The sequence below is a fragment of the Enterobacter sp. WCHEn045836 genome (genome assembly GCF_003965585.1).
Lineage (GTDB): Bacteria > Pseudomonadota > Gammaproteobacteria > Enterobacterales > Enterobacteriaceae > Enterobacter > Enterobacter dissolvens.
Map to the genome: position 1 here is coordinate 43,953 of NZ_RXPT01000007.1, position 17,739 is coordinate 61,691.

Below are 17,739 nucleotides of genomic sequence, written 5' to 3' on the forward strand. Positions count from 1 at the left end.
AGGGTATCTGACATGAGTAACCAGGAATTTCATCAGCGCAGACTTTCTGCCACCCCGCGCGGCGTAGGCGTAATGTGTAATTTCTTTGCCCGCACGGCGGAGAATGCCACGCTTACCGACGTGGAAGGCAACGACTATATTGATTTCGCCGCCGGGATCGCGGTACTGAATACCGGCCATCGTCATCCTGAACTGGTGGCTGCAGTGGAAAAACAGCTTCACCAGTTCACCCACACGGCCTACCAGATTGTACCGTATGAAAGCTACGTTTCATTAGCCGAAAAACTTAACGAGCTGGCCCCGGTGCAGAGTCCGGCCAAAACGGCATTCTTCACAACGGGCGCGGAAGCGGTGGAAAATGCCATTAAAATCGCCCGGGCCCACACCGGCAGACCGGGCGTGATTGCCTTCGGGGGAGGCTTTCACGGCAGAACCTATATGACCATGGCGTTAACCGGCAAGGTCGCGCCTTATAAGCTGGGATTTGGCCCCTTCCCGGGGTCGGTGTATCACGTGCCGTATCCCTCGGAGCTGCACGGCATCACGACGCAGGATGCCATCACGGCGATAGAACGCCTGTTCAAAGCAGATATTGAGGCGACACAGGTGGCGGCGATTATTTTTGAACCCATCCAGGGTGAAGGCGGATTCAACGTCGCCCCGCCAGAGCTGGTGGCCGCCATCCGCCGTATCTGTGATGAACACGGGATCGTGATGATTGCCGACGAAGTGCAGAGCGGCTTCGCCCGTACGGGTAAACTGTTTGCCATGGAACACTACGCGGACAAGCCCGACCTGATGACGATGGCGAAAAGCCTGGCAGGCGGAATGCCGCTGTCCGGCGTGGTGGGCCGCGCCGAAATCATGGACGCGCCGGCGCCCGGCGGTCTGGGGGGGACCTATGCAGGCAACCCGCTGGCGGTGGCCGCCGCGCACGCGGTGCTGAATATTATCGACAACGAGTCACTGTGCGCCCGCGCCCGGCATCTGGGCGATCGACTGAAAGCCACCCTGGAAGAGATTCAGGGCACCTTCCCTGCGCTCGTGGCGATAAGGGGAAGAGGATCGATGATTGCGGCGGAGTTTTTTGATCCCGAGAGCCGTCAACCGTCGGCCGCCATCGCGCAGGCGATCCAGCAAAAGGCGCTCGCCCAGGGCCTGCTGCTGTTGATCTGCGGCCAGTACGGCAACGTGATCCGCTTCCTTTATCCGCTGACCATTCCGGATGCTCAGTTCACCCAGGCGCTGGCGATCCTGCAGCAGGTTATGCGTGATAAGGCCTAAGCGCCCACCGAAAACCGTCTGCCGGCATGCCGGCGACGGTTTCAACGCAGGAGATCGGCACAGATTTCCTCCGGGTGGGAAATGTTGGGGAATTTGGTCTGTTTCATTGTATGCTCCCTGAAACACATCCCTGGCAAGAGGAAATAAGAATTGCAAAAAATATCCGCCTATCAGTCACTTGTGAAAACTTTCCAGCGTCTCTCCCGCTTCTCACACCTCTCCTCCATCGCCAGCTGGGACATGTTCACCATGATGCCGCCCGGCGGCAGCGCCGCGCGCGGTGAGGCGCTGGCGGAGATGAGCGTCCTGCAACATCAGATCCTGACCGACAAAAAAGTGGGCGACCTGCTGGCTGCGGCGGCAGGTGAAGATCTGAACGATGTCGAACAGGCCAACCTGCGCGAAATGACGCGTCAATATCAACAGGCCTCGCTGCTGCCGGAATCGCTGGTGGAAGCCAAATCGCTGGCGGGCAACAAGTGTGAACACGCCTGGCGTACCCAGCGTCCGGCCAACGACTGGCAGGGTTTTTCCGCCAACCTGAAAGAGGTGGTCAAACTGAGCCGCGAAGAGGCGCGTCTGCGCGCGGATGCCAAAGGTTGCTCCCCTTACGACGCGCTGCTCGATATTTTTGAGCCGGACATGACCAGCGCGCGCCTGGACGTGCTCTTTGCTGATATGAAGTCCTGGCTGCCGGATCTGCTGGCAAATGTGGTCGAAAAACAGGCAAAGCAGTCGTTCGTCCCGCCGCAGGGACCTTTCCCGACGGCAACGCAGCGTGAGCTGGGGCTGGAAGCCATGAAGATGCTCGGCTTCGATTTTAACGGTGGTCGTCTGGACGTGAGCGCACACCCGTTCTGCGGCGGCGTGCCGGAAGATGTGCGCATTACCACACGTTATGACGAAGATGAACTCCTCAGCGCCCTGTTTGGTGTGATCCACGAAACCGGACACGCGCGCTACGAACAGAACCTGCCGCGCGCGTGGGCCGGTCAGCCCGTTGCCCTGGCACGTTCAACGGCAATCCACGAATCCCAGAGTCTGTTCTTTGAGATGCAGCTTGGCCGCAGCGAGGCGTTCCTGAAACATCTCCTCCCTGCCGTTCATGCCCGTTTTGGTAGCCAGGCGGCGTTTAGCGAAGAGAACTTTATCGCCTGGAACCAGCGCGTGAAGCCGGGCTATATCCGCGTCGATGCAGACGAAGTGAGCTACCCGGCACACGTGGTGCTGCGCTATGAAATTGAACGCGCGTTGATCAACGGCGACATTGAGGTGGACGACATTCCGGCCCTGTGGGATGAGAAAATGCAGGCCTGGCTCGGGTTATCCACCAAAGACAACTACCGCAACGGCTGTATGCAGGACATCCACTGGACCGACGGCGGATTCGGCTACTTCCCGTCTTATACGCTGGGGGCGATGTACGCCGCGCAGCTGTTCAACGCTGCGAAAACGGCGCTGCCGGGTCTGCAGGCGTCTATCGCTGAAGGGGATCTGTCGGCCCTGTTTGACTGGCTGCGCCAGAACGTCTGGCAACACGGCAGCCGGTTTACCACGTCACAGCTGATCACCCAGGCGACGGGAGAAGATCTGAATATCCGCTACTTCCGTGAACACCTGACCTCGCGTTACCTGTAATGACCCACGCCGGGGAACGCCCCCGGCGTTGTACAAACGGTTACACGCCGATACCAATCACTCACGGAAACCCCGAATTTACAGGGATATAGTTATTTCAACGGCCCCGCAGTGGGGTTAAATGAAAAACCAAATTCGAGGGTATGAACATGAATAAAGTATTAGCTCTGGTTGTTGCCGCTGCTATGGGTCTGTCTTCTGCTGCGTTCGCTGCTGAGACTACTGCAACTGCTCCAGCTGCCGCTGCACCAGCTGCAACCACCACCACTGCTCCGGCAAAAGCGGTACACCACAAGAAACATCACAAAGCCGCTAAACCTGCTGCAGAGCAAAAAGCGCAGGCGGCTAAAAAGCACCACAAAAAAGCCGTAAAACAAGACGCCGCTAAACCGGCTGTTGAGCAGAAAGCACAGGCCGCGAAAAAGCACCACAAAAAAGCGACTAAACCCGCTGTAGAGCAGAAAGCTCAGGCCGCTAAAAAGCATCACAAAAAAGCAGTAAAACACGAAGCTGCTAAACCAGCTGCTCAGCCAGCTGCGTAAGAGTACAAGCTAAACCGTGCCCTTCGGGGCACGTTGGTAAACCGGCGCTGAACCTTTCAATACAGCGCCGTTTTTTTATCCGGAGGGCGTATGCTGCGACGCTATCGGTTTGAGTTGATCCTTATCCTGCTTATTTTATGCGCGCTCATCGCAAGCCAGTTTTATCTTTCCTGATCGTAGCACGCTGATTTTACTCCCACTTTAGCGCTGTCCCGTCTATAGTATTTTCATAGGGTTCACTTTTAATAATCATAATTACCCCCACCAGAGTGTGATATGCGTAAATCTGTTGTGTTATTACTGGGAACGTTTGCTCTTTTTTCTGGGTTCGCGCATGCGGATGATGGCGATGATGACACCATTAGCGCGAAAGAGCTTAAAACGCTGTTTTTCGGTCATGATGATCGTACGCGTGTCGCCGATCCTACCCAGGCCCCGTGGGATGCCATCGGGCAACTGGAAACCGCCAGCGGTAACTTATGCACCGCCACGTTGATTACCCCTCAGCTTGCCCTGACCGCAGGCCATTGCCTGTTGACGCCGCCGGACGGCAAACCCGACAAAGCCGTGGTACTGCGATTTGTGTCTCAGAAAGGGATGTGGCGCTATGAAATTCACGGGATTGAAGGCCGGGTTGACCCTTCGCTGGGTAAGCGCCTGAAACCGGACGGCGACGGCTGGATAGTCCCGCCCGCTGCGGCCTCCTGGGATTTCGGTCTCATCATTTTGCGCTACCCGCCTTCAGGTATTACCCCGCTCCCGCTCTTTGACGGGGATAAAGCCGCACTGACCGCCGCGCTGAAAGCCGTCGATCGCAAGGTGACGCAATCCGGTTACCCGGTTGATCATCTGGATACGCTCTACACCCATACCGACTGCATTGTGACCGGCTGGGCGCAAAACAGCGTGCTCTCGCACCAGTGTGATACGTTACCGGGCGACAGCGGCTCACCGCTGATGTTGAAAACGGAAAACGGCTGGCAGCTGATTGGCGTGCAGAGCTCGGCCCCGGCGGCCAAAGATCGATGGCGCGCAGATAACCGTGCTCTCTCTGTGACCGGTTTTCGTGACAAGCTGGATGCGCTGGCGCAACAGTAAATCAGCACTGTTTGACCTGACGTAACGCCACAATTGACTCAATCGGCATTGGCTGGCTAAACCAGAAGCCCTGCAATTGATCGCAGCCAGCCAGCCGCAGCAATTTCATCTGTTTTTCGTTTTCCACCCCTTCCGCGACCACTGCCATGCCCAGGGCATTGGCGATGCGCACTGTTCCACTCACCAGTGCGGCGGCCTGTTCATCGTCATCCACCAGCCCGGCAAGAGATTTGTCGATCTTGATGGTGTCAAAATTAAAACGCCGCAAATAGCCAATGCTCGAATAGCCTGTGCCAAAGTCATCCAGCGCTACCGCCGTTCCCAGTGCTTTCAGGTTGGCGATGGCCATGCGGGCGCGCTCCGGATTTTCCAGCACATAGGTTTCCGTGACCTCAAGCTGCAGTCGATTGGCCGGGAAACGGGTGGTCTCCAGCACCTGGGCGACCTTGTCTTCGAATTCAGGATCGCGAAACTGCGCGGGCGAGATGTTAACGGAGAGTTTTAACTCACTGAAAGGCGCCATGTCCCGACAGGCCCGATGCAAAACAAACTGACCCAGTTTGTAAATCAGGCCGCTGGTCTCGGCGATGGAGATAAAAGTGTCCGGGCCAATCTCGCCGCCCGGACGACGCGGCCAGCGCACCAGCGCTTCAACACCGCTCATTTTCTGGCTACGCGCGTCGATGATCGGCTGGTACCAGACCTCAAACTCGTCCTGCTCCAGCCCGTTACGGATCTCATTTTCAATCGCCAGCTGACGTTCACGGGCGCTGTTCAGCTCCGCGTCGTAGTGGGTAATACGCCCTTTTCCGGTCACTTTGGCGTGATACATGGCGATATCCGCACGGCGAAACAGTTCAGAACTGCTGCATTCAATCAGGGTGCCGCTGGCAATACCGATGCTCGCACCAATATGAATGGTGCGATCGCCCAGCCGTATGGGGGCGTTGAGGAAGTCCAGCACGGCATTGGCAAACGCGGTGGCAAGGGTTTCCGCATGGTCGCCCCCCACGGTCATGGCAAATTCATCGCCCCCCATTCGCGCCAGCATTCCCCCTGGCGGAACGCGGGCTCTCAGCGCCTTCGCAATCGCCACGATCAAATCGTCCCCCACGTCGTGACCGTAGATATCGTTCACATCCTTAAAACCATCCAGATCGACAAACACCACGCTTTTTACATCAATATCACCGCGTAAACTCACCTGTTCCAGCGCCTCGATTAACGCGCGTCGGTTCGGCAAATGGCTTAACCAGTCCGTTCTCGCCACCAGTCGCGCCTGGCTCTCGCCCCGTGCCAGTTTGTACAGGCCGATGCTGCTCACCAGAATGAACAGCAGGATCAACCCCGACGCTAACACCACAATCTGCGTGATATCGGATGAGGCCGCCCGGGCAGCCTCCGCGCCCGGCAGGCGTGCCTGCCAGTTGATATACCCCAGTAACTCTCCTGCTGAACTGCGCAGCGGCAGGCTCAGAGCGCTAATTTTGTCAGGGCTATAGTTGAGGTTATCAATCTGAAAGGTCGTTCCCAGATCGGATAATATTTTGCCGTTAAGGTGGCGAGTAATCACCAGATAGCGGCGCGTGCCATCGTGAACCTGTAATCGCCCGACCATCGGGCGAATCAGCCCAATGCCGATAAACGCCACACCGTGGCGTGTCTGAGTGATCCCGGCGTAGATATTTTTATCGCTGGATAACGCACGCCGGTGCTGGTCAATCAGCGCTTTCAGGCCCTGGCCAAAAAAGTCGAGCGTCGTCTCGGTGAAGGGCTGGCTCTGAAACGAGCCCCAGATAACGTGGAAGTGTTCATCCAGCACGAAGGTGCCATCATAAAGGTTGTCGATCTTAAAGCCGGCGCCCCAGGTGTTATACAACCATTCGGTATTGAGCGTTGGGCGGTAGGCCTCGCGAACCGCGTCGTCCCAGACCGCGTTATCAATGACCAGCGAGGAGACCCGGTTAACTGAGGTCTGAATCGCCCCCTTTACGGAAAGTGCCGAGCGGTGTTCATCAATCTCGTTGGTTTTGGTGCTGATAAGATGCAGGGAAAGGTAGAGCAGCGCGACGATGGAGATGATTAAGCCGATCCCCGCCATGAAGATCATGGCAAACAACGTTCTCGCGGTGGGAATATTGCGCCAGCTTAATGTGCGATACATCAGCCATCCTCTTCATGTTTGCTTTTCTAAGCGTAATACAGGCGGCGAATTTCGCCGCCTGAAGATGATGGCTCTATTTTATCAGGCGAGTTTTATCATAATCATGCCGGCCAGCAGCAGTGCCAGACCGATCCAGCCTTTATTATTTAATCGTTGGCCGAAGAGTATCCAACCTGCTGCCAGGGTCGCGGCTATACCAAAACCGCCCCATAATGCGTACGCTACTGACAGATCGATACCTTTTACCGCCTGCGACAGGGCGCTAAACGCACCCAGTACGGCAGCAATCGACATCAGGCCGTAAATTTTACGGCGGAAACCATCAGAGAATTTCAGAAAGACGTTCGCCAGAATTTCCAGAACAATGGCGAACCCCAGCCAGGCCGCGTGGATCCATTCAAACTGTTGCATGGGTCTGCTCCTTCTGCTGTTTTGTCGGTTTACGTGTACCCGATTTAATCAGCACAATCCCGACAACCAGCGTCGTCAATCCGGCAATTTTCATTGTTGATAATGTTTCGTCAAATAACAAAACGCTGAACAGCGTAATCAACAAAATACCGATACCTTCCCAGAGGGCATAGGCTACCCCCAGCGCGATTTTCTTCACCGCAAACGAGAGGAAAATATAGGAAAGTGAAATCATCACCAGCATTAAAATAAAACCGGTGTTGCCATCGCTGACGCTTGCCCATTTCATAGACAGCGTGCCGGTAATTTCAGCGAGAATAGCCAGGGCTAATAAAATCCAGTAAAACATGTTTTTCTCCTGCTTGAGAATATAATCCATCGCGGCTCGCTGCGAACAGCAAACCAGAAAAAAAGAAATTAAATCAGATAGCTAAGCGCGTAGCGCCAGCTCAGGCAGAAGACGTGACTATAGCGCGTTGCGCCAGTGTTGCTCAGCAGACAGAAGGCAGAAAGAGGTGGAAAATACAGCAGTGTGGTTTGAAGAATACGTCCTGAACAAATTGTCCATAAAATTACAATTATCCGCGGTGTTGCTTCTCGTCTTTGCGGATCAAAATTGTCCTCGGTAGTTGAACACGCTGAATTTGTACCATAAGTCAGGATTTTACTCAAAGTCTTTTCAATTCTTTACTGAGCTCGTTTGATTTTGGTTAGTTTATTTAAATGCCATTCGCATTTATCATTAATAAAAAATATTCAGGAACCGCCATGGCTAAACCCATCATTACCCTGAACGGCCTTAAGATTGTCATCATGCTTGGCATGCTGGTGATCATCCTGACGGGCGTTCGTTTTGCCGCCGATATTATCGTGCCTTTTATTCTGGCGCTGTTTATTGCGGTGATCCTTAACCCGCTGGTTCAGCGCATGGTGCGGCTACGCATACCGCGCGTGCTGGCGATCACCCTGCTTATCAGCATCATCATTATCGCCATGGTGCTGCTGGTCGCTTATCTGGGCACGTCCCTCAATGAGCTGGCGCGCACGTTGCCGAAATACCGCTCGTCGCTGGTGATACCGCTGTTGCAGATTGAGCCCTGGCTGCAGCGCGCGGGCATTGAGGTCTCCGTTGAGGAGTTGCTGAAGTATATCGATCCCAACGCGGCCATGACCCTGGTCACCAGCCTGCTGGCGCAACTCTCTAACGCCATGACCTCTATTTTCCTGCTGTTTTTAACCGTGGTGTTTATGCTGCTGGAGGTGCCGCAACTGCCTGCCAAACTGCAGCAGATCATGGTTCGGCCGGTGGAAGGAATGGGAGCCATTCAGCGCGCGCTGGACAGCGTCTCCCGCTATCTGGTGCTGAAAACGGCGATCAGCCTCGTCACCGGGTTTGTTGTCTGGGGGATGCTGGTTGCGCTGGATGTACGGTTTGCCTTCGTCTGGGGGCTGCTCGCCTTTGCGCTCAACTATATTCCCAACATCGGTTCCGTGCTGGCGGCCATCCCGCCTATTCTGCAGGTGCTGGTTTTCAGTGGCTTGTATGATGCACTGGTTCTGCTGGCCGGTTATCTGGTGATTAACCTGGTCTTCGGAAACATTCTTGAGCCGCGCATGATGGGGCGCGGGCTCGGGCTTTCCACGCTGGTGGTGTTTTTATCCCTGATATTCTGGGGTTGGCTGCTCGGCCCCGTCGGCATGCTGCTCTCCGTTCCGCTGACCATCATCGTCAAGATTGCGCTTGAGCAGACGGCGGGCGGACAAAGTATCGCCGTACTGCTGAGCGATATGAGCCACAGAGGCTGAGCAACCCGTTACTTCAACTATTCGCGCCAGCCCATCGCTGGCGCCACATGTTTGAGGATCGACTCAATCACATGCGCGTTGTAGTCCACGCCAAGCTGATTCGGCACGGTCAGTAACAGGGTATCCGCTTCGGCGATCGCTTCATCCTGCTTCAGCTGTTCAACCAGCTTATCGGGCTCCGCCGCATAGCTGCGTCCGAAAATCGCCCGCGTTTTTTCATCCAGATAACCCACGCTATCGCTGTCGTTGCGGCTGGCCCCGAAATACATCCGGTCACGATCGTCCATCAGGGCGAAGATACTGCGGCTAACCGACACGCGCGGCTGACGGGTATGGCCCGCCTCTGCCCAGGCCTGACGATACGCGCGGATCTGTTTTGCCTGCTGAATATGGAACGGCTCACCGGTTTCATCGTCTTTCAGCGTTGAGCTTTGCAGGTTCATGCCCAGTTTTGCGGCCCAGACCGCCGTTGCATTTGAACCCGCCCCCCACCAGATGCGGTCGCGTAAACCTTCAGAATGTGGCTCCAGGCGCAGCAGACCCGGCGGGTTCGGGAACATCGGTTGCGGGTTTGGTTTCGCAAACCCTTCTCCGCGCAGCACCTCAAGCAGCACCTCAGTATGACGACGCGCCATATCCGCTTCGTTTTCCCCTTCCTGCGGGACATAGCCAAAGTGACGCCAGCCATCAATCACCTGCTCCGGCGAGCCGCGGCTAATGCCCAGCTGCAAACGCCCGCCGGAGATCAGATCCGCCGCCCCGGCGTCCTCCGCCATGTACATCGGGTTTTCATACCGCATGTCAATCACGCCGGTACCGATTTCGATGGTTTTGGTTTTTGCGCCTATCGCTGCCAGCAAGGGGAACGGCGAGCTCAGCTGGCGAGCAAAGTGGTGTACGCGGAAATACGCGCCATCTGCGCCCAGCTCTTCAGCCGCTACGGCCAGATCGATGGACTGCAGCAGCGTGTCCGCTGCGGTTCGGGTACCGGACTGCGGCGACGGCGTCCAGTGACCAAATGATAAAAATCCGATCTTTTTCATAACAGGTAATCCTGAGAATGTGATGCGTTTCCTCTACTTTACGCATTACCGGGCAACAATAAATGCCGTTTATTTAACGGAATGCTTCAAATAAATTGACTGAACTGCGCAGATCGCCATGACGTTCCATAATGGGATATAATTTCGCTCACTCTTTTCCTCGCAGGTAAAACCGGCAATGGCTCTGATCCCTAAAAACTACGCACGGCTGGAAAGCGGCTATCGTGAAAAAGCGTTAAAAATTTACCCATGGGTCTGTGGGCGCTGCTCACGGGAATTTGTCTATTCCAACCTCCGTGAACTCACGGTCCACCATATCGATCACGACCATACTAACAACCCGGAAGATGGCAGTAACTGGGAGCTGTTATGTCTGTTTTGCCACGATCATGAACACTCGAAGTACACCGAAGCAGACCAGTACGGCACCACCGTTGTCGCGGGAGAAGACGCGCAAAAAGATATGGGTGTCGCCACCTTTAATCCGTTTGCTGATTTGAAAGCGATGATGAACAAGAAGAAATAATCTTCCTGGTTTTTTCTTGTCTCGCCGCTTCTCCCCCTCCGGCCAGCTCTGTTCACCCGTATACATAGACGTACCAGGTAATGACATAGATGGCCGTTATCATTGCCCCGGCGACGCCGAGGAAGACCGCATCTTTCACCTCCACGCTAGAATGTCCAGGTGATGGCGGCGGTGACAGCGCCTTCCTGACGTCGCGATACGATTGGGCTGTTATTCGCATGCTCCCCAAGCCAGGTGTAGTCAGCGCTCAGCAGCGTGCCCCAGTGGGCATCGAGCTGATGGCTCCATGTCAGGCTGTTGTCTATACCGTAGAATCCACCGGGCGCTGAATAACGGCTATAGCCGGCGCGCAGACTCTGCTGCTGACTGACGCCATACCAGGTATTCATGTAACGGCTGTCGCCAAACAGGGACGCAGACTGAAAAACAATCGTGTCCTGACTGTTTTGCAGAGGGATCAGCGTGACAGAGGCCTGGTAGTTTACCCCCTGACTGTCCGTTACGGGCAGGGTCGCTTTGCCTTCCACGCTGAGCCAGGAAGTGATTTGCCAGCCGACCGCCAGCCCGGTATTCAGGCTGGTATCGATCTCCCCCATCCCTTTCAGATTATTCGCTCCCTCGCGCCAGCTGGCGTTTTCGTCCGCCCTGCCCAGGTCGTAACCCAGCGTATGTTCAAGGTACACGCCGCTGTCATTTTGCAGGTCATATCCAATGCCTTTCTGCGCATCCATAAAGAATGCGCCTTTGCGCCCCTGTAAAACAGGAACCCCTTGCCATACCTGCTTGTCAGAGCCTGAATAACGAGGCGCATAGCGTCCTCCTGCCCCAATCGTCAAATAGTCGGAAGACGTTTGTGCCTCATCGGCGTGTACGCCGGATGCTGCCGTCATCAGAAACGTAACGGTCATATACAGGGCTTTTTTTCTCGCTATCATACTGGTCTCCACTTCTACGTTGTGCGCAGTATGATTTGGCTAAATCAATGAATAGTCGGGATAGTGTTAAGAAACGGTCAAGGTGAACAGATGTTGTCCAGAAGAGTGCTGATTATTGAAGATGATGCCGATGCGGCTGGCGTACTTGAAGCCTATTTACGCCGTGAAAATTACGATGTGACCGTCACGGGGGACGGGCTGGCCGGACTGGAGATGGCGCAACGCTGGAAACCCGATCTTGTCTTGCTGGATGTCATGCTTCCTGGACTCAACGGAACGGAGGTGCTGGCCAGCCTGCGTCGCAAAAGCGACGTGCCCGTTATCATGGTGACGGCTATGGGCGATACGCCCGATCGCATCGGCGCGTTGAGATACGGGGCTGATGACTATGTCGTTAAACCCTATCATCCAGGTGAAGTTGTGGCACGGGTGCAGGCGGTGCTGCGCCGGAGTAACAAAAACACGCGCGAAGAAGAGATCCTTCGCTGGCAGACGCTGGAGGTGGATGTCACGGCCATCGTGGCGAGTATCGTCAACGATGACAACACGCCACGGGTACTGGATCTGACCCCAACGGAATTCTCGCTACTGACCACGCTAATGCGTTCACCTTCGCGTCCTTTTTCCCGTCAATATTTACTGGAGCACTGTTTGCCGGAAAGCGAGGCCCTGGAGCGGGTGGTGGATACCCATATTTATAACCTGCGTAAAAAACTCGAAGCCGCGGGTATTTCCGGCGTGCTGGTTAACGTTCGCGGCGTGGGTTACAGGTTCAGACAGCCATGATAAAGACCCGTCATTCCTCCCTCTGGCGCTGGATTTGCGCGCGCATCCTGGCGCTGGCGATTGGCAGTGTGATCGTTATTGCAGCCTGCATGTGGCTGCGTTACGCCGTGCAGAACTACTGGATAATGGGCAAAATGCCCGCAGCGGTCCGGCAGGAGTTTCTCACGCTCAGCCAGAATCCGCAGTCAAACCCGGCCCGCTTTCACGATATTGTAGACAGCTGGTGGGGGCTCAGTTACTCCACTCCGTCCATCGCCTCGGCTGACTGGGTCACCGTGGCTCTGCTGGTGCTGGTGATGATCCCCTTCATCGTGGTGATGGGGCTTAAGCACGCACGTCCTCTGGCGCTGCAGTTCAGCTGTCTTCGGGATGCGGCCAAAGATGTGGCCGATGGACAGTTTGGCCGACAGGCCGAGCTGGTGAAAGATGCGCCTGCAGAAATGATCAGCTTTGCAGCTGACTTTAATACCATGACCGGACAACTGGCTCGCTATGAAAAGGAGCTGCGCGCCTCGCACGTTGCCATGGCACATGAGCTGCGCTCTCCCCTGACGGCAGCCATTGGACGTCTGCAGGGTATGATGGACGGTGTGTTTGACGCCAGCCCGGAGCAACTGGGGATGGTGATGAAACAGCTCCAGCACCTCAACCGGCTGACCGATGAATTGCACCTTCTCTCTTTGGCTGATGCGGGAAATCTTGTACTTGAAGAACGGCCATTGCGTCTGGATGAGCTGATTCAGGAGCGGGCAGACTGGATCACCCCGCAGGCCGATGCGCATAATTTTACGATAACGTTGCGTAACCCGCGCGCCTGCCCTTTCAGAGGCGATGCGTTCCGTATGGGACAGGTGTTTACGATCCTCATGGAAAATTCACTCCGCTACGGACGCGAGGGAGGCCATCTGGAGGTGTCCCTGCATTATGCCAGGGGGCATTACACCCTCGAATTCGCCGATGACGGTCCGGGTGTATCAAAGCACTTTTTACCGGACATGTTTAAGCGATTTAGCCGCGAGGAACAGTCTCGCGCCCGCCACTCCGGCGGCAGCGGCCTCGGTTTATCTATTGCCCAGGCGATTTGCCAGGCGCATGGGGGAAGTATTCACGCGTCATTGCCGGATACCGGAGGACTTGTGGTGCGCATCCAGTTGCCCTGGCGCGCTTATGACGAGGAAAATTCCCGTTCTTGATAAACCCTTGACACAACATCGAATCTTTCTCGATGAACAGCCGATTAAATAACGCCATCCCTTTTCTGGAGCGGCGTTATGTCAGACGAATTCATTCTCTCCCTCCGCCACAGTCTGCATCATGTATACAGCGTGGCGCGCACCCTTTCCTGGCTGCACTTTATTCCCCTGGTGATACTTGCTCTGGTTATTTTCCCGCTAACCGGCTGCGGCGATAAACACGAAAACACGCCGCCCCCCGTGCGGGCGGTACGCTACAGTGTGGTGGGTTCAGCGAAAACGCTGCCGGCACTGGAAAGAACCGGTGAGATCCATGCCCATGATGAGACGACGCTGAGTTTCCGTGTCGGGGGCAGGATCCTCACGCGCGTTGTCGATATTGGCGATCGGGTTACCGCCGGGCAACTGCTGGCGACCCTCGACAATACCACCGGACAAAATCAGCTCGACGCCGCCACCGCTGACTATGAGGGTGCCAAAGCCTCAGCGCAGGTTGCCGCGCTCAACGTCAACAGAATGCAAACGCTGATGCCCACCGGCGCGATAGCCCGCACGCAACTCGACACTGCCCGTGCAGACTGGCTTGTCGCCAGCGCGCGTCTGAAAAGTAGCGAGGCGGCACTGCGCAACGCCCGGGAAAGCCTGGGCTGGACCCGCCTTCTCTCGCCGAAGGAGGGCATCATTACCGCGGTCAGCGCCTCTGCGGGCCAGATTGTCAGCGCAGGCCAGTCGGTGCTGACGCTGGCGACCGGTGAAGCCCGCGATGTGGTGTTTGATGTTGCCGCGCCCGATGAGATCCCCTCACCGGATAAAGCTGAATTCCGCATCGCCTTGCTCAGCGACCCGACGGTCAATGCTTCAGCGGTGTTACGCGATATCACGCCTCAGGCCGATCCCCTGACCCGTACCTGGCGGGTCCGCGCCACCCTGAACACCCCGCCCGCCGCCATGGCTCTGGGCGCCAGCGTCACCGTAACCCTGCCCTCCAGTGCCGCGTGCGGTTACGTCCTTCCGGCCTCGGCACTGAGTCGTTACGCAGACAGGCCCGCTGTGTTTGTGATCAACCAGCAATCTCAGGCGCAACTGCGCGTGGTTGTGCCAGCACGTTACACAGCCTCCTCCGTCATCATCGCCTCCGGTCTTGCGCCCGGTGACAGAGTGATTACGGCTGGCGTGAGCAAATTACGCTCAGGCGAACCGGTGATTGCCGGAGAGGAGCAGCCATGAACATGAGACGCACAAAAGAGACAGTTAACCTCTCCGCCTGGGCGCTTAAAAATCAGCAGATGGTCAGTTTCTTTATACTGTTAGTCATGGCGATGGGCGTGTTCTGTTACGAGCGCCTGCCGCGCAACGAAGATCCGGCGTTTACCATCAAAACGGCCGTGGTCTCCGCGCAGTGGCCGGGGGCATCGGAAGCGGACACGACCCGTCTGCTGACGGATACGCTTGAGAAAAAATTACAGGAGGTCCCCTGGCTTGATTATATCGAAAGCGAAACCCGGGCTGGACGTACCGTTATACATGTCAATCTGCGCGATGACACGCCGCCGCAAACGGTGCCGGATATCTGGTACCAGGTGCGGAAGAAAATGCAGGATATCGCCCCGTCCCTGCCCGAAGGCGTTCAGGGCCCTGCCGTCAACGATGAATTTGACGACACGTTCGGCACGATTTATGGCTTTATCCCCGAAGGCTATTCCCTGCGGGAGGTTCGGGATCGGGTGGAGACACTGCGTCGGGAGCTGATGTCCCTGCCGGATATCGGCAAAACCACCCTGCTGGGTGAACAGCAGGAACAGATGGTTCTGGCCTTTTCCCCGGCCCGTCTGGCGGGGATGGGTCTGGATATTCAGCAGGTTGCAGAGGCGCTCAGGGCGCAGAATGCCGTCGTCCCGGCGGGCATCATGCGCACGGGGCAGGAGAACATCGCACTCCGCGTCAGCGGTGCGCTCACCTCAGAGGAGAGTTTACGCGCGGTCACGCTGCATATTAACAATCGTTATCTTCCCCTGACCGACATTGCCACCCTCACCCGGGAAAACGCCGAGCCGCCCTCGCCGGCGTTCCGCGTCAACGGAAAACCGGCTATCGGGCTGGCGATTTCAATGGCGCCGACAGGCAATATGCTGCGTTTTGGCGCCGCATTAAATCAACGAGTGGCCGCCCTCAGCGCCGGGCTGCCACACGGTATCGAGATGGTGAAGGTCGCCGATCAATCCGCCGTAGTCAGCGACGCGGTGAGGGGTTTTATCAGGGTTCTTACTGAAGCGGTGGTGATCGTCCTGGCCGTTTCATTTGTCTCTCTGGGGCTACGGGCGGGGCTGGTTGTGGCTGCGGCAATCCCGCTGGTTCTGGCCATGACCTTCGCCGGAATGATGCTGGCCGGGATTGGCCTGCAGCGCATCTCGCTCGGGGCACTGATTATTGCGCTGGGTCTGCTGGTGGATGACGCCATGATCACCGTGGAAACCATGGTTTCTCGTCTGGAGGCTGGCGATTCCCGTCGGCAGGCGGCAACCCGGGCATTCACCACGACGGCATTCCCGATGCTCACCGGCACCCTGGTGATGATCGCCGGATTTATTCCGGTCGGCTTTGCGGCATCCAGCGCGGGTGAATACTGCTTTTCTCTGTTTGCGGTCGTGCTGATTGCCCTGCTGTGTTCATGGGTGGTCGCGATCTTATTTTCACCGCTGACCGGGACATGGCTGCTGCCGGAGAACATCAGGCATCATACCTCCGGCCCGGGGCGGCTCGCACGCGGCTATCACTGGCTGCTGCGCAAGGTTTTGCGCCACCGACTCGCCACCGTGCTTTGCGCCCTTGCCGCACTGGGTTTGTCCCTGTACGGGACGACGTTTATGCAGGGCGAGTTTTTCCCCGCGTCCGACAGACCAGAGCTGCTGGTGAGCCTGACGCTTCCGGCCAACGCCTCACAGCCGGAAACGCAAAGAGAGGCCGAAAAGCTGGAAAAGGCGCTGGCAGGTAATAGCAATATCGATCATTACTCAACATACGTGGGATCGGGCGCCATCCGTTTTTATCTGCCAATGGATGTGCTGCTGGAGAATGAAAACAGTGCCCAGTTGGTGGTGGTCGCGAAAAGCCTCGCCGCCCGCGACCGTCTGCACGCACAGCTGAACAAGATACTGGCTACGCAATTTAGCGACATTATCACGCGCGTATCGCCCCTGGAGCTCGGGCCCCCGGTCGGCTGGCCCATCAAATACCGGGTTAGCGGGCCGGACTATGTGAAGGTTCGGGCGCTGGCGAATCACCTGACGGACGTGATTGGCCGGTCACCGCTCACACGTGAAGTCAACCAGACCGCCGGTGAACCGGAGAGAGTAATTACCCTTGCGGTGAATCAGACGGCGGCCCGGGCTGCGGGCGTGTCGTCAGAAAGTCTGGCCCGGACGCTGAATACGGTCTGGTCCGGCAGCGTCGTGACCTCGATACGGGATAATGACCGGCTGGTGGATGTGGTGCTCCGCGCCAGAGACAGTGAACGTCTTAATCTGGCCACACTGTCGTCGCTGACCGTTGAGGGGAACGATGGCAAAAAAATTCCGCTCAGTGCTGTCGCAACCCCGGTCTGGGGGGTGGACGATCCGGTTGTCTGGCGTCGTCAGCGCCTGCCGTTTATCACCGTGCAAACTGACCTTGCGCCGGGGCTCAGAGCCGAGGTCGTCTCCGCCGCGCTGCGCCCGGCGGTGGATAAACTGCGTGCCCAATTGCCTGCGGGCTACCGTATTGAGGAAGGCGGCGCGGTTGCGGAGTCCGATAAAGGAAACCGGTCTGTCTTTACCGTTCTTCCGGTGACGCTGGTCATTATGTTGTTATTGCTGATGCTTCAGCTACGACGCTATTCCCGGATGTTTCTGGCCCTGTTCATGGCCCCGTTTGGCTTACCGGGCATCGTTCTGGCGATGCTGCCGGGCGGAACACCGATGGGGTTCGTCGCCCTGCTGGGCGTGATCGCGCTGGCGGGCATGATCATTCGTAACGCGGTGATCCTGATCGGCGAAGCTGACAGCAATCTGGCTCAGGGGATGACGAACGATGCCGCCATTATCGCAGCCGCAGAGCACCGGGCCAGGCCTATCTGTCTGACCGCCTGTGCCGCCATTCTGGGCATGATCCCCATCTCGCACCAGGTATTCTGGGGACCGATGGCGTATGCCATTATCGGGGGGTTGCTGGTCGCGACGCTGGTCACACTCACGGTACTGCCCGCGTCGTTCAGTCTGTTATTACAGTGGGGGGACGCTTTACGCAACCGGCACAACATATAAAACCCGGTCTATTGT

At 56.8% G+C, this 17,739-nt stretch carries 15 protein-coding genes; 10 read left to right on the forward strand and 5 right to left on the reverse strand.

Annotated features, from left to right (window positions below):
- Positions 1–12 precede the first annotated feature (12 nt).
- The 4 genes from puuE to EKN38_RS10675 all read left to right on the forward strand — a co-directional run bounded on the left by puuE (position 13) and on the right by EKN38_RS10675 (position 4,562).
- Positions 13–1,284, forward strand: a complete 1,272-nt coding sequence (gene puuE / locus EKN38_RS10660) for a 4-aminobutyrate transaminase (protein WP_014831698.1) — start codon at positions 13–15, stop codon at positions 1,282–1,284.
- A 150-nt stretch (positions 1,285–1,434) separates the two neighbouring features.
- Positions 1,435–2,922, forward strand: a complete 1,488-nt coding sequence (locus EKN38_RS10665) for a carboxypeptidase M32 (RefSeq protein ID WP_014831697.1) — start codon at positions 1,435–1,437, stop codon at positions 2,920–2,922.
- Positions 2,923–3,071: 149 nt separating this feature from the next.
- Positions 3,072–3,464, forward strand: coding sequence for an acid resistance repetitive basic protein Asr (gene asr, locus EKN38_RS10670; RefSeq protein ID WP_014831696.1), 393 nt, complete (start codon positions 3,072–3,074; stop codon positions 3,462–3,464).
- A 276-nt stretch (positions 3,465–3,740) separates the two neighbouring features.
- The gene (locus EKN38_RS10675; protein ID WP_014831695.1) at positions 3,741–4,562 is read left to right on the forward strand and encodes a trypsin-like serine peptidase; all 822 of its coding nucleotides are present in this window, start codon (positions 3,741–3,743) and stop codon (positions 4,560–4,562) included.
- A 1-nt stretch (position 4,563) separates the two neighbouring features.
- On the opposite strand, the gene EKN38_RS10680 is transcribed toward EKN38_RS10675, so the two are convergent.
- From EKN38_RS10680 to mdtJ, 3 genes are all read right to left on the reverse strand, one after another.
- Positions 4,564–6,726, reverse strand: coding sequence for a bifunctional diguanylate cyclase/phosphodiesterase (locus EKN38_RS10680; RefSeq protein WP_014831694.1), 2,163 nt, complete (start codon positions 6,724–6,726; stop codon positions 4,564–4,566).
- Between the two features lie 81 nt (positions 6,727–6,807).
- Complete coding sequence (mdtI, locus tag EKN38_RS10685; RefSeq protein WP_014831693.1) at positions 6,808–7,137, reverse strand: multidrug/spermidine efflux SMR transporter subunit MdtI; 330 nt, start codon at positions 7,135–7,137, stop codon at positions 6,808–6,810.
- Positions 7,124–7,486 carry a multidrug/spermidine efflux SMR transporter subunit MdtJ gene (gene mdtJ, locus EKN38_RS10690; RefSeq protein ID WP_014831692.1) on the reverse strand — a complete coding sequence of 121 codons (363 nt, stop codon included), beginning with the start codon at positions 7,484–7,486 and terminating at the stop codon, positions 7,124–7,126. Before mdtJ ends, mdtI begins: the two co-directional genes overlap by 14 nt.
- 419 nt (positions 7,487–7,905) lie before the next feature.
- Here mdtJ and EKN38_RS10695 point away from each other — a divergent pair, with 419 nt between their 5' ends.
- Positions 7,906–8,943, forward strand: a complete 1,038-nt coding sequence (locus EKN38_RS10695) for an AI-2E family transporter (protein ID WP_014831691.1) — start codon at positions 7,906–7,908, stop codon at positions 8,941–8,943.
- Between the two features lie 17 nt (positions 8,944–8,960).
- Here the strand turns inward: EKN38_RS10695 and EKN38_RS10700 are convergent, their stop codons facing one another.
- Positions 8,961–9,986 (reverse strand): LLM class flavin-dependent oxidoreductase, encoded by a 1,026-nt coding sequence (locus tag EKN38_RS10700; protein ID WP_014831690.1) that lies wholly within the window; start codon positions 9,984–9,986, stop codon positions 8,961–8,963.
- Positions 9,987–10,164: 178 nt separating this feature from the next.
- On the opposite strand from EKN38_RS10700, the gene yajD reads away from it, so the two are divergent.
- Positions 10,165–10,512: an HNH nuclease YajD gene (gene yajD, locus EKN38_RS10705; protein WP_014169845.1), complete on the forward strand. Its 348-nt coding sequence runs from the start codon at positions 10,165–10,167 to the stop codon at positions 10,510–10,512.
- 146 nt (positions 10,513–10,658) lie between these two features.
- On the opposite strand, the gene EKN38_RS10710 is transcribed toward yajD, so the two are convergent.
- Positions 10,659–11,447 carry a MipA/OmpV family protein gene (locus EKN38_RS10710; RefSeq protein WP_126522062.1) on the reverse strand — a complete coding sequence of 263 codons (789 nt, stop codon included), beginning with the start codon at positions 11,445–11,447 and terminating at the stop codon, positions 10,659–10,661.
- A gap of 90 nt (positions 11,448–11,537) precedes the next feature.
- Between EKN38_RS10710 and EKN38_RS10715 the strand changes: the two genes are divergently transcribed.
- The 4 genes from EKN38_RS10715 (at position 11,538) to EKN38_RS10730 (ending at position 17,724) form a co-directional block, all read left to right on the forward strand.
- Positions 11,538–12,233, forward strand: a complete 696-nt coding sequence (locus tag EKN38_RS10715; RefSeq protein ID WP_014831688.1) for a response regulator — start codon at positions 11,538–11,540, stop codon at positions 12,231–12,233.
- Positions 12,230–13,426 (forward strand): sensor histidine kinase, encoded by a 1,197-nt coding sequence (locus tag EKN38_RS10720; protein WP_014831687.1) that lies wholly within the window; start codon positions 12,230–12,232, stop codon positions 13,424–13,426. Before EKN38_RS10715 ends, EKN38_RS10720 begins: the two co-directional genes overlap by 4 nt.
- A gap of 78 nt (positions 13,427–13,504) precedes the next feature.
- Positions 13,505–14,653 carry an efflux RND transporter periplasmic adaptor subunit gene (locus EKN38_RS10725; protein ID WP_014831686.1) on the forward strand — a complete coding sequence of 383 codons (1,149 nt, stop codon included), beginning with the start codon at positions 13,505–13,507 and terminating at the stop codon, positions 14,651–14,653.
- Complete coding sequence (locus tag EKN38_RS10730; protein ID WP_014831685.1) at positions 14,650–17,724, forward strand: efflux RND transporter permease subunit; 3,075 nt, start codon at positions 14,650–14,652, stop codon at positions 17,722–17,724. Before EKN38_RS10725 ends, EKN38_RS10730 begins: the two co-directional genes overlap by 4 nt.
- Positions 17,725–17,739: the final 15 nt, after the last annotated feature.